Annotated in this window: 10 protein-coding genes; 3 read left to right on the forward strand and 7 right to left on the reverse strand. The window is 55.4% G+C overall.

Translation table 11 applies throughout. The features are described 5' to 3' along the window. Positions 1–2 precede the first annotated feature (2 nt). The 7 genes from rffC to trxA all read right to left on the reverse strand — a co-directional run bounded on the left by rffC (position 3) and on the right by trxA (position 7,592). The gene (rffC, locus tag CKQ53_RS04220; protein ID WP_085652164.1) at positions 3–707 is read right to left on the reverse strand and encodes a dTDP-4-amino-4,6-dideoxy-D-galactose acyltransferase; all 705 of its coding nucleotides are present in this window, start codon (positions 705–707) and stop codon (positions 3–5) included. Between the two features lie 45 nt (positions 708–752). Then, positions 753–2,015 carry a UDP-N-acetyl-D-mannosamine dehydrogenase gene (gene wecC, locus CKQ53_RS04225; protein WP_094118814.1) on the reverse strand — a complete coding sequence of 421 codons (1,263 nt, stop codon included), beginning with the start codon at positions 2,013–2,015 and terminating at the stop codon, positions 753–755. After that, complete coding sequence (wecB, locus tag CKQ53_RS04230) at positions 2,012–3,142, reverse strand: non-hydrolyzing UDP-N-acetylglucosamine 2-epimerase (protein ID WP_085652163.1); 1,131 nt, start codon at positions 3,140–3,142, stop codon at positions 2,012–2,014. The genes wecC and wecB overlap by 4 nt, the downstream gene beginning before the upstream one ends. A gap of 54 nt (positions 3,143–3,196) precedes the next feature. Next, on the reverse strand, positions 3,197–4,240 hold the full coding sequence (gene wzzE / locus CKQ53_RS04235; protein ID WP_118894682.1) for an ECA polysaccharide chain length modulation protein: 1,044 nt from the start codon (positions 4,238–4,240) through the stop codon (positions 3,197–3,199). A 12-nt stretch (positions 4,241–4,252) separates the two neighbouring features. Continuing rightward, entirely contained in the window at positions 4,253–5,347 is a 1,095-nt protein-coding gene (wecA, locus tag CKQ53_RS04240) for a UDP-N-acetylglucosamine--undecaprenyl-phosphate N-acetylglucosaminephosphotransferase (RefSeq protein WP_085652161.1), read from the reverse strand. A gap of 231 nt (positions 5,348–5,578) precedes the next feature. Then, positions 5,579–6,838 carry a transcription termination factor Rho gene (rho, locus tag CKQ53_RS04245; protein ID WP_027063767.1) on the reverse strand — a complete coding sequence of 420 codons (1,260 nt, stop codon included), beginning with the start codon at positions 6,836–6,838 and terminating at the stop codon, positions 5,579–5,581. A gap of 427 nt (positions 6,839–7,265) precedes the next feature. Further along, positions 7,266–7,592, reverse strand: coding sequence for a thioredoxin TrxA (gene trxA / locus CKQ53_RS04250; protein ID WP_026739280.1), 327 nt, complete (start codon positions 7,590–7,592; stop codon positions 7,266–7,268). Between the two features lie 126 nt (positions 7,593–7,718). Between trxA and rhlB the strand changes: the two genes are divergently transcribed. From rhlB to CKQ53_RS04265, 3 genes are all read left to right on the forward strand, one after another. Further along, positions 7,719–9,008: an ATP-dependent RNA helicase RhlB gene (gene rhlB / locus CKQ53_RS04255; RefSeq protein ID WP_085652159.1), complete on the forward strand. Its 1,290-nt coding sequence runs from the start codon at positions 7,719–7,721 to the stop codon at positions 9,006–9,008. Positions 9,009–9,021: 13 nt separating this feature from the next. Beyond that, entirely contained in the window at positions 9,022–10,518 is a 1,497-nt protein-coding gene (gene gppA / locus CKQ53_RS04260) for a guanosine-5'-triphosphate,3'-diphosphate diphosphatase (RefSeq protein WP_085652181.1), read from the forward strand. A 171-nt stretch (positions 10,519–10,689) separates the two neighbouring features. Next, the gene (locus CKQ53_RS04265) at positions 10,690–12,501 is read left to right on the forward strand and encodes a glycosyl hydrolase family 28 protein (RefSeq protein ID WP_118894684.1); all 1,812 of its coding nucleotides are present in this window, start codon (positions 10,690–10,692) and stop codon (positions 12,499–12,501) included. The last annotated feature ends 14 nt before the right edge of the window (positions 12,502–12,515 follow it).

Genomic DNA, 12,515 nt, shown 5'->3' on the forward strand with positions numbered 1-12,515 from the left:
CGTCACCTGTATAGCCAATGGGCTGTGCTGTCGATTCGCGCGCCGCTGCTGAGATAAAGCCGCAGCGCCGCCATATTGCCAAGTTGGGTCGCGACCCGTAAACGTCGAACGTCCTGCTGTCGGCACCACGTTTCCGCCGCCTGCATCAGGCGGCGTCCGATGCCGCGTCCGGTATGTCCCGGCCACACTGCCAGTAAACCAATACGTGCTTCCTGCTCCGGCAACTGTCGCAACGTGACCCACCCTTGCGGCCGATGGTGGCCGTCTTCCAGCAGGAGACAGACATCATCAAACGTCCCAAGCACCGCATTCTCCATCCAGCGGGCATAAAACCGTCCGCTGTCTTCCGCCGCATACCACGGCGCGCGGAAACGGCTCAGCGCAAACGTCGTCCGGGCCGCCTCGCACAGTATGGGGATATCACTTTCGACGGCCCGACGTACGCCGTCGAACGTCTCGACATCCGGCCGTTCGGGCAAAGACACGCTCAGGTCGACCTCACTTTCCGCCAGGCGGAAACCCAGCGCGGCCAGTGCATCCGCCTGTGCGGTCGCATTCGCCGGAATTTTCGCCTGAACGATATCGTACTGCGCCATCGCCGCGGCATTGAGCACCGGCGCCGCGTCTGAAAACAGCAGCCTGCCGCTGGCGCGATGAAAGAACGCGCTTTCCCAGCTTAAAGATTCCACAATGGCATGCAGCGGCATAAACGACGTCCTGTTATCGCAGAATAAGCGGTCATCGGCGGGCGGCTAGCGCCACACGCCTTTGGTATCCACCACCCAACGTTGGCTGACCTGTTCAGGCGCGATCGCACGGAACGGGCGGTGATCGACCAGCATGACCAGCACATCGGCCTTTTGTAAGGCAGTGGCGCAATCCACCAGCGTTGCCGTCTTGCGCAGAGAATCCGGCAGTTGCTGAATATTCGGTTCGACGAGCAGCGTTTCTCCCGTATGCCACTCGGCAATGCGGGTCGCGACATCCAGCGCCGGACTTTCGCGTAAATCGTCGATATCCGGTTTAAACGCCAGCCCGAAACAGGCGACGCGGAGCTCGCTCGGACGTTTGTCAGTATTCACTAACGCTTCGGCAACCGCGGCTTTCACCCGGTCTACTACCCACTGCGGCTTGGCGTCATTAACCAGACGGGCGGTATGAATCAGCCGCGCCAATGCAGGATTTTGCGCCACGATAAACCACGGGTCGACCGCGATGCAGTGACCGCCGACGCCCGGCCCCGGCTGCAGGATGTTGACGCGCGGGTGGCGATTTGCCAATTGGATAAGCTCCCAAACGTCAATCTGCTGTTCATCGCAAATCAGCGAAAGCTCGTTGGCGAAGGCGATGTTCACATCGCGAAAGCTGTTTTCCGTCAGCTTGCACATTTCAGCGGTTCGGGAGTTAGTAACTACACACTCACCTTCCAAAAAGAGGCGGTAAAGCTCACAGGCGCGCGCCGAGCAAGTCGGCGTCATCCCACCGACAACGCGGTCATTTTTGATCAGCTCCACCATCACTTTCCCAGGCAGAACGCGCTCCGGGCAGTAAGCCACATTGATTTGCGCCTCGTCGCCGGCCTGCTGTGGGAAACTTAGGTCGGGGCGCGCCTGCGCCAACCACTCGGCCATTTGTTCTGTCGTGCCGACCGGAGATGTCGACTCCAGAATAACCAGATTGCCGGGTTCCAGTACGGGTGCGATGGACTCGACGGCCGCGCGAACGTAGCTCAGGTCCGGCTCGTGGTCGCCTTTGAACGGCGTCGGCACCGCGATAAGAAAGGCATCGGCGGGCACCGGTTGCACACAGGCGCGCAGATAGCCTTCGGCCACGGCCGTGCTGACGACCTGATCCAGATCCGGCTCGACAATGTGAATTTCGCCGCGATTGATGGTCTCCACAGCACGGCGATTCACATCAATCCCCACCACTTTATGCTGCCGCGATGCAAAAGCCGCGGCGGTGGGCAAACCGATATACCCCAAGCCTATGACTGAAATTGTATTAAAACTCATAACGTTACCTGATTTTCTTTTAATGCCGCGAGAATTCGCTGGCTGGCATGACCATCACCATAAGGATTCTGCGCCTGACTCATGGCCTGGTAGGCTGACTCATCCGTCAGCAGCTCTGAGACGTTATTCAAAATCTTCGTCGCATCGGTGCCGACGAGCCGCACTACGCCGGAGGCCAGCGCCTCTGGTCGTTCGGTCGTGTCTCTCATGACCAGAACCGGCTTCCCGAGCGAAGGCGCTTCTTCCTGAATGCCACCCGAATCCGTCAGAATCAGGTAAGCGCGGTTCATCAAGTAGACGAACGGCAGGTAATTTTGTGGCGCTATCAGGAAAATATTGTCGATACCGCTGAGAATGCGGTTCACCGGCTCGCTGACGTTAGGGTTGAGGTGCACCGGATACACAATCTGGACGTCAGGGTGACGTTGAGCGATGGCGGCCAGAGCACTGCAAATCCGTTCGAAACCGCCGCCGAAACTTTCCCGACGGTGGCCCGTGACCAGAATCATTTTGCGCTGTTCGGATAAAAAGGCGTACTGAGCCTGTAACGGCTGATTGAGTTTGGGGTCACGGGCAATGAGGTCGCGAACCCAGAATAGCGCGTCGATCACCGTGTTGCCGGTCACTTTGATGGCGGCGTCAGGCACGTTTTCTTTTAGCAGGTTCAGCCGGGCGCTGTCCGTAGGCGCAAAGTGATACTGTGCCAAATGGCCGGTGAGCGTGCGATTCGCCTCTTCCGGCCAGGGCGCATAAATATCGCCCGTTCTTAGTCCCGCTTCGACATGCCCTACCGGAATCCGCTGGTAGAAGGCGGCCAAACTGGCCATCAGCGTGGTAGAGGTGTCGCCGTGCACCAGCACCAAATCGGGACGGAAATCCTCTAAAACGGGTTTGAGCCCCGAAAGAATACGACAAGAGATCTCGCTGAGTCCCTGCCCCGGCTGCATGATATTGAGGTCAAAATCGGGCTTGATACCAAACAGTTCCAGAACCTGATCCAGCATTTCCCGGTGCTGAGCCGTGACGCAGATTCTTGACTCGAAAAACGCATCCTGAGCCAGTGCGTGAATCAATGGTGCCATTTTGATGGCTTCTGGGCGGGTGCCGAAAACAGTCAGGACTTTCACATTCGATGCTCTTTAGTCAGATAAAATAGGGCGTTCCGCCACAGGCAAGGCCGGTTAGCGGCGACGCGCCAACGCCACGCCTGCGCCAATCACCAATCCCACACTGCCCCACATCACCAGCAGCAGCAGGCGACGAGGGCTATCGCGTTTCACCGGCTCTTCCGGTGTGCGCAAATAGCGATAGGTCTGAAATTGTTTTTCAACCACAGGCCCCACCAGCAGCGTATTCAGCAGCGCCCGGTTGCGGTCGTAATCGCTGTCATACTGCGGGCCGCCAGCCTGTAAAAGCTCCAACCGCGCTTGTAACATCGGCACGCCCAGCAGGAACAGTTCAGAGGGAGGCAGCTCGTTGGCAGGCGTCTCCGCCGCATTCTGGCGAATGCCCTGTTGGCGAGCGGCCTGCAAGGCTAGTTCGACAACATGCAGCTCACGATCGTAGGCCGCTTTGGCAACGGATTCCTGCTGCTTGATCTGAGAACGCATAAAAACCGTGCGAGCCGCCCAGGCGCCGTCGAGCGCCTCGTTAAGATGCGACGCCGCACGCTGGCTGGCGAACGTAACATACTGTCGAAGCAGGACATTCGCATCAGCCGACGTTTCCGCCGTCAGCTTCACGCTATCGTTGGTTTTTTTGGCCTCGTCATATGGCGTGAACTGAATCTGATTGACCAGTTCATCCAGCAATGCGGCGTCCGCTCGCGCATCCCCTGTCTGACGGGCACGATAATAGGCAGACTGTAGCCAGAAATCACGTCGCGTATCGTACGCCGCGGTCTGCATCACAAACTCCGCATAGGCTTCCGCCGTGATGGGCGGTTGATCTGCGGGCGGGGTCGCAAAAGATTTGGCATCCAGATTGCGCAGGAACTGCTGCTGCGAGTAGAAACCGCCCAGCATATTGACGGTAGGTTTATCCGTGATCGCCGTGGCGCTCCACTCCTGAGGCGCTAGCCAGGCATACAGCATCGCCAGAGCGGCAAACAGTACGACCGAACCAGCGATCCAGCGTTTTCCTCGCCAAAGCACCTGGAACAAGCCGCGGATATCCAGTTCATTATCCCACTGGTTGTGCCGGACAACGTGATTCTCTGTACTCATTCTATCCCCAGATTATCGTGGTTGAGAGTAAGACCGCTCGCGCAGCTGACGTTTTACCCGCTTCACAAAACGCGCAACCCGCCACGCGCGTTTCAGGCAGAAGCCATAGAGGGAAAACATCAGCAGGAATAAGGCTAGCATCAGCCATTCAGGAATGAAGGACAGGAACTCCCCTGCTATGCCTATCGCCGCCAGCACGGCGGCTGACAACGTAATCAGCACAAATGCCTGACGAGAGGTGAAGCCTGCCCGCATGACCAGATGATGGATATGCTGGCGATCCGCGGAAAACGGACTCATGCCTTTGCGCAGACGGCGATACATGATGGCGACCATGTCCATCAACGGGATTGCGATAATCCACAGCGCCGTCACCGGGTTGATGGGATGCGCTTCTCCCTGCGTACTTTGCAACAGGAGCCAGATCGCCGTAAAGCCCATCATGGTGCTGCCCGCATCGCCCATAAAGACTTTATATCGCCGGCCGAAAGCGCCAAGGTTTAGGAGAATGTAGGGTAAGGTCGCGGCAATCATCGAGAAACTCCACAGCGCCAGACTATGGTTCCCGCTGTGATACAGCAGAATGCCAATCGCGCCGAAAGACACGCTGGACAGCCCGCCCAACAGCCCGTCGATGCCGTCCACCATATTGAACGCGTTTATCGCGGCCCAAACGGCGAATAGCGTCAGCAGGTAGTTGAAAGGTCCGAGGCTGAGATTCCAGTCACCGAAGATGTAACCCAGGTGCTGGAGCGTCAGACCGGCAAATCCCATCATCGCCGCGGCGACCGCCGCCTGCACCGTCGCGCGTAGCCGCACGCTGATATCGTAGCGATCGTCGAGCGCGCCGACGACGACCAGAATCCCCGCGCAGACCAGATAGAGCCAAGCATGGGGAATGTAGTCATCGGTCATGAGAAAAGTGAAGCAGACTCCGGCATAAACCGAAATCCCTCCCACCAACGGTATCAGTCCCTGATGACGTTTGCGGAAGTTGGGGCGATCAACCAGCCCACTTTTTCTTGCCACTTTGCGAGCCAGCAGCAGAAAAAGAAAAGAAAACAGAAATGTAGACGCTAATTGAGTACTCATCATGAGTAAGTTCACGATTTACAGCGCTTGATAATACAACTGGCTGTTTTATGAATGCCTTATTTTTACCTAACTTTTCATAGACAAAAGCATGAAGAGCACAGGACAAAACGGTATATGGGCAAGGCATGAGGTGATGCACTAAGCAGCACGTGATTACGCCAAAACTCTTCCACGCGAGCATTATAGAGCAAAATAAAAAACGCCACGACTCAGCGTGGCGTTTTCTCAAACCGGTAGCGTAATTTACGAACGCTTCATCATGTCGAAGAACTCATCATTGGTCTTCGTCATCGCCAGTTTGTTAATGAGGAATTCCATCGCGTCGATCTCACCCATTGGGTGAATGATCTTACGCAGAATCCACATTTTCTGCAGCTCTTCGGAGCTGGCAAGCAGCTCTTCTTTACGCGTGCCGGAACGGTTGTAATCAATGGCCGGGAAGACGCGTTTTTCTGCGATTTTACGAGAGAGATGCAGTTCCATGTTACCGGTACCTTTAAACTCTTCGTAAATCACTTCGTCCATCTTCGAACCGGTATCGACCAGCGCCGTGGCGATGATTGTCAGGCTACCGCCTTCCTCGACGTTACGTGCCGCACCGAAGAAACGCTTCGGACGATGCAGGGCGTTAGCGTCTACACCACCGGTCAACACTTTACCGGAGGACGGAACGACGGTGTTGTAGGCACGAGCCAGACGGGTGATGGAGTCCAGCAGAATGATGACGTCTTTCTTGTGCTCAACCAGACGTTTCGCTTTTTCAATCACCATTTCGGCAACCTGGACGTGGCGAGACGCCGGTTCGTCAAAGGTAGACGCGATAACTTCGCCTTTCACCAGACGCTGCATCTCGGTCACTTCTTCCGGACGTTCGTCGATCAGCAGCACCATCAGCACGCAGTCTGGGTGATTGTAGGCAATGCTCTGCGCGATATTCTGCAGCAGCATGGTTTTACCCGCTTTCGGCGGCGCCACAATCAGACCACGCTGACCGCGACCAATCGGGGAAGCCAGATCCAGTACGCGTGCCGTCAAATCTTCGGTCGAACCGTTGCCGCGTTCCATACGCAGACGCGAATTCGCATGCAGTGGCGTCAGGTTTTCGAACAGAATCTTACTGCGGGCATTTTCCGGTTTGTCGTAGTTGACTTCATTGACTTTCAGCAGAGCGAAGTAGCGCTCGCCTTCTTTGGGGGGGCGAATTTTACCGGAAATGGTATCGCCAGTACGGAGGTTGAAACGACGGATTTGGCTGGGAGAAACGTAGATATCATCAGGACCGGCGAGGTAGGAGCTGTCGGCGGAACGTAGAAAGCCAAACCCATCCTGCAATATTTCCAGCACACCATCGCCGAAAATATCTTCGCCACTCTTTGCATGCTGCTTCAGTATGGCGAAAATAATGTCCTGTTTACGCATGCGGGCTAGGTTTTCCAGCCCCATATTTTCGCCAAGAGTGATCAACTCAGAAACTGGCGTATTCTTTAATTCGGTAAGATTCATAATGGTGGGTTCTTAAACTCGGGGTAAATCTCGAACTATTAACGTGAATGGTATGGCAGGATCATCCGTGCCTCTTATAACGGCCTTCAATCACCGAATGCCAGCTTTGTGCCGGACTGAATCATGCGGACTCTGCGCATACACACGGCAAAGATCGAAGAAACCTTCAAAACAAATTAATTTATAACTGTCAGATTGCCAAACCGGGGGGAAGAACATCGTTAACTTAAATGACTTTTTCCGATTTTGACACAGAATATTGCTTTAGATTCTAACTTTAGGCTCAAGCCCGAAGAGCTCAAACTACAGGTAAGTACGATATGCAGTGAGGATGAATCTAGCATGCTTCCCTGTGGGCGTCCAGCGGTCAGTAAGAGAAATTCTCATTGCCGAAAGACGCCCAGGGAACCGCCCTGTTCAGTGCGAATTACAGGTTAGCTTCGATGAACTCTTTCAGCTGACCTTTAGATAATGCACCGACTTTCGTGGCCGCCACTTCGCCATTTTTGAACAGCAGCAGAGTCGGGATTCCGCGAATACCATATTTAGGTGCCGTAGCCGGGTTTTCATCAATGTTGAGTTTGGCTACAGTTAGTCTGTCCGCGTATTCCTCGGAGATTTCATTCAGAATGGGAGCGATCATTTTACAAGGACCACACCATTCAGCCCAGAAATCAACCAGCGTTACGCCCTCGGCCTGTAATACGTCTTTATCGAAAGTGCCGTCGGTCAGGTGAATAATTTTATCGCTCATGTTTTACTCCGCAGGATTATGTCCAACCAGTTGGTGTAGCATTAACCAACCTTGGGGTTGGCTTTATTTCTTATTTCACTGGATACGCTTTCGTAAAGCAATAGTTAGCTGATATTCTACCATACTATGAGCAAAACACACTTAACCGAACAGAAGTTTTCCGACTTCGCACTGCACCCGCAGGTTATAGAAGCGCTTGAAAGTAAAGGGTTTCATAACTGTACGCCGATTCAGGCACTGACATTGCCGCTGACGTTGTCAGGCCGTGATGTCGCAGGTCAGGCGCAAACCGGTACCGGCAAGACGCTGGCGTTTCTGGCGTCTACTTTCCATTATTTGCTTTCCCATCCTGCTTCGACTGAACGCGAAACCAACCAGCCTCGCGCGCTGATTATGGCGCCGACGCGTGAACTCGCCGTGCAGATCCACGCAGACGCAGAAGCGCTGGCTAAAGCTACCGGTTTGAAACTGGGCCTGGCTTATGGCGGCGACGGCTACGACAAACAGCTGAAGGTGCTGGAGAGCGGCGTTGATATTCTGATCGGCACCACAGGTCGTCTGATCGACTACGCCAAGCAGAACTACGTTAATCTGGGCGCGATTCAGGTTGTCGTGCTGGATGAAGCGGATCGTATGTACGATCTGGGCTTTATTAAAGACATCCGTTGGTTGTTCCGACGCATGCCGGCGACCGATCAGCGTCTCAACATGCTGTTTTCCGCCACGCTGTCCTACCGTGTTCGCGAACTCGCTTTCGAGCAGATGAATAATGCGGAATATGTGGAAGTAGAGCCGGAACAGAAAACAGGTCATCGCATCAAAGAAGAGCTGTTCTATCCCTCTAACGAAGAGAAAATGCGCCTGCTGCAGACGCTCATCGAGGAAGAGTGGCCGGACCGTTGCATCATCTTCGCCAACACTAAGCATCGTTGTGAAGATGTTTGGGGTCATCTGGCTGCCGATGGTCACCGCGTCGGGCTGCTGACGGGCGATGTGCCGCAGAAAAAACGCCTGCGCATTCTGGAAGATTTCACCCACGGTAATATCGACATTCTGGTTGCGACCGATGTCGCCGCACGCGGCCTGCATATTCCATTGGTCACGCATGTCTTTAACTACGACCTGCCGGATGATTGCGAAGATTACGTTCACCGCATCGGTCGTACCGGCCGTGCTGGCGAAAGCGGCTGTTCCATCAGCCTGGCTTGCGAAGAATACGCGCTGAATCTGCCTGCGATTGAAGAGTACACCGGGCACCGCATTCCGGTCAGCAAGTACAACAGCGAAGCGCTACTGAGTGATTTTCCGCCGCCGAAACGCCTGACGCGTCCGCGTTCTGCTTCCGGCCCGCGCCGCCAGAATTCACAGCGCCGCAGCAGTGGTCCTCGTAACAACAACCGTAGACGGCAGGGTTGATGCTCTCATGTCGATGCTAAGTTCTTCTTCGCTCTATGCTGCCATTGATTTGGGCTCCAACAGCTTTCATATGCTGGTCGTCCGGGAAGTTGCCGGCAGCATACAAACCATGTCCCGCATCAAACGCAAAGTCAGATTAGCTGCGGGATTGGACAAGCAGAGCTGCCTGTCCCAGGAAGCGATGGAGCGCGGCTGGCAATGCCTGAAACTGTTCTCGGAACATCTGCAGGACATCCCGCAAGATCAGGTACGCGTCGTTGCGACGGCGACCCTCAGGCTCGCCTCAAATGCCGATGAGTTTCTCGACAAGGCGAAACGCATTTTGGGCGTACCGGTTCAGGTCATCAGCGGAGAAGAAGAAGCTCGACTTATTTATCAGGGCGTAGCCCATACGACCGGCGGTCCGGAACAAAGACTGGTCGTCGATATCGGCGGCGGCAGCACTGAGCTGGCGACCGGCACCGGCGCACAAACCAACCAGCTGTTCAGCCTGCCGATGGGCTGCGTGACCTGGCTGGAACGCTACTTCGCGGACCGCAATCTGGGCGAGGAAAATTTTGCCCGCGCTGAAGAAGCGGCGCGTGAAATGGTGCGTACGGTAAAAGATAGCCTGCTGGCGCAAGGTTGGCAGATCTGCGTCGGGGCCTCCGGCACCGTACAGGCGCTGCAGGAGATCATGGTCGCACAGGGGATGGATGAGTACATCACGGTAGCCAAGCTGCAACAGCTCAAGCAACGTGCGATTCAGTGCGGCAAGCTGGAAGAACTCGAAATCGACGGGCTGACGCTAGAACGCGCGCTGGTTTTCCCAAGCGGCCTGTCTATCCTGCTGGCTATCTTCCACGAGTTGGGCATCCAGACCATGACGTTGGCAGGCGGAGCGCTTCGCGAAGGCCTGGTGTACGGCATGCTGCATTTGCCCATCGGACAGGACATCCGCTCCCGTACCCTGCATAATCTGCAACAGCGCTATCTTCTCGACGGCGAGCAGGCGCGGCGCGTCAGCGCATTGGCGGACAATTTCGCACAGCAGTTGGTTCAGGACTGGCAGTTGGACGATCGATGTCGGGAGCTCCTACGCAGCGCAAGTCTGATTCACGAAATCGGACTCAGCATCGACTTCCGTCAGGCTTCCCATCACGCCGCCTACCTCATCCGCAACAGCGATCTCCCCGGTTTTACACCGGCTCAGAAAAAACTTCTGGCCACCCTGCTCCACAACCAGTGCAATACGCTCGACCCTGTTCCACTGACGCAGCAAAATGCGCTGCCGGTGTGTCAGGCGCAGCATTTATGTCGCCTGCTGCGACTGGCGATTATCTTCGCAAGTCGTCGCCGGGACGATACGCTGCCTGCCGTCCGACTCCGTGCCGAAGGTGAAACGCTGCGGGTCATTTTACCTGCCGGATGGTTGTCCCTATATCCGCTGCGGGCCGAAATGCTGGAGCAGGAAAGTCGCTGGCAAAGCTATGTCCACTGGCCGCTTCTCATTGAGGAAAGCCCTGCTTGACCCACCAGTAAAGGGTAACATTTTGTTGCCCCTACCTTTCCTCGTTCCTCAAAATCTGCGATGTTTTTCCAGCCCTGAATCGATACAGGACATATCGCTGTCGTAACATGATGTTTTCATTGAAAATCGTCATGACGGCTTACCTCTATGTTTAAAATCAAAGGATCAAGGATGAAAGGATTCTCCCTGCCTGCGCGCGATTCCGTGAGCGCAGCCGCCGCATTGCTAGTATTTACCTGTGCATCGTCTGCTGCCGATAACCTGCCTCAACAGCTACGCGTACCCACGCTCGCCTACGATGACCATAGCGTCGTATTGGTGTGGGACGCGCCGGAAGATACCTCCAACATCGTCGACTATCAGATTTATCAGGACGGAAAGCCGATCGGCTTGGCCAGCGAGAAAAACGCCGTCAGCGCCCCCGCCAGCCGGTATATCTCCGCGTTCTACAAAAACGATAGCGCCAACTTTCAGCATCGGATCGTCATACACAATGCTCGGATTGATAACCTGAAGGCAAATACCCAATACCAGTTCACCGTTCGGGTCGTTTATGCCGATGGCACGGTATCCAGCGACAGTAACGCTGTTACCGCCAAAACCACCCGTGTGCCACAGGTGTTGAACGTCACCCAATACGGCGCAAAAGGCGATGGCGTGACGTTGAACACGGCCGCTATTCAGAAAGCCATCGACGCCTGTAACGCGGGCTGCCGCGTGGATGTCCCTGCGGGCGTATTCAAAACCGGCGCCCTGTGGCTGAAAAGCGATATGACGCTGAATCTGGTCAAGGGCGCGACGCTGCTGGGTTCCGACAACCCCAGTGATTATCCCGACGGCTATACGCTGTATCCCTATTCCAGCTTTACCCGCCCGGCATCGTTGATTAATGCGATCGACAAAAACAGCAGTACGCCGGGAACGTTCAAAAACATCCGCATCGTGGGTCAAGGCGTCATCGATGGTAACGGCTGGAAACGTGCGCCCAACGCCACGGTGACGGATGAAACTAACACGACGCTGCCGCAATACGTAGCGAGCAACAGCGGCAAGGTGAGTCAGGATGGAATTTTAGCCAAAAATCAGGTGGATAAACTGGTCAATAACGGCGTTGACGCCAAACTGGCCTACGGTCAGGGCCGCTCCAGCCTGATGACGCTACGCGGTGTGGAAAACGTCTACCTTGCCGATTTCACCGTCCGCAACCCTGCATTCCACGGCATTATGCTGTTGGAAAATCATAATGCGGTGGTGAACGGCCTGACGCACCAGACCTACGACGCCAACAACGCCGACGGCGTGGAGTTCGGCAATAGCCAGAACGTGATGGCCTTTAACAACGTCTTCGACACCGGCGATGATTGCATCAACTTCGCCGCCGGTACGGGCGAAAACGCCAGCCAGCAAGAACCCATGAAAGGCGCATGGCTGTTCAACAACTATTTCCGTATGGGGCATGGCGCGATAGTGACCGGCAGCCATACCGGTGCCTGGATACAAGATATTGTGGCGGAAAACAATGTGATGCAGAAAACCGACGTCGGCCTGCGCGCCAAGAGCGCGCCGGATATCGGCGGCGGCGCGCATAGCGTGATATTTCGCAATAATGCGATGAAGAACATCGTTAAACAGGCGGTGGTCGTCACGCTAAGCTATTCGGACTCCAACGCAACCGTGGATTATCCGGCAGCCAAAACGCCCGCCCGATTCTACGACTTTGCAGTCAGTAACGTCACGGTGCAGGGCACTTCCGGCGCCTATCCATCGATTGAGATCGTCGGCGACAGCGCCAAGGGGATTTGGCACAGTCAGCTGAACTTCAATAATGTGACGCTGGACGGCGTCCCTCCCGCCTCAATCGACGATGTTCAGGACAGTACGTTCAATCGCGTGGGATTCACGAACCTGCTCAACGGCACCGCGCCGTGGAAAATCGGGACGGTCAAAAACGTGACCCTGGACGGCAAGACGCTGACGCAATAACGTCGGAACGAAAA

The sequence above is a fragment of the Lonsdalea britannica genome, from assembly GCF_003515985.1.
GTDB classification, from domain to species: Bacteria; Pseudomonadota; Gammaproteobacteria; order Enterobacterales; family Enterobacteriaceae; genus Lonsdalea; species Lonsdalea britannica.

Bases quoted from the DNA above. Each gene is read 5' to 3' on its own strand.
- rffC (WP_085652164.1), bottom strand. From the start codon at position 707: ATGCCGCTGCATGCCATTGTGGAATCTTTAAGCTGGGAAAGCGCGTTC.
- wecC (WP_094118814.1), bottom strand. From the start codon at position 2,015: ATGAGTTTTAATACAATTTCAGTCATAGGCTTGGGGTATATCGGTTTG.
- wzzE (WP_118894682.1), bottom strand. From the start codon at position 4,240: ATGAGTACAGAGAATCACGTTGTCCGGCACAACCAGTGGGATAATGAA.
- rho (WP_027063767.1), bottom strand. From the start codon at position 6,838: ATGAATCTTACCGAATTAAAGAATACGCCAGTTTCTGAGTTGATCACT.
- trxA (WP_026739280.1), bottom strand. From the start codon at position 7,592: ATGAGCGATAAAATTATTCACCTGACCGACGGCACTTTCGATAAAGAC.
- rhlB (WP_085652159.1), top strand. From the start codon at position 7,719: ATGAGCAAAACACACTTAACCGAACAGAAGTTTTCCGACTTCGCACTG.
- gppA (WP_085652181.1), top strand. From the start codon at position 9,022: ATGCTAAGTTCTTCTTCGCTCTATGCTGCCATTGATTTGGGCTCCAAC.
- CKQ53_RS04265 (WP_118894684.1), top strand. From the start codon at position 10,690: ATGAAAGGATTCTCCCTGCCTGCGCGCGATTCCGTGAGCGCAGCCGCC.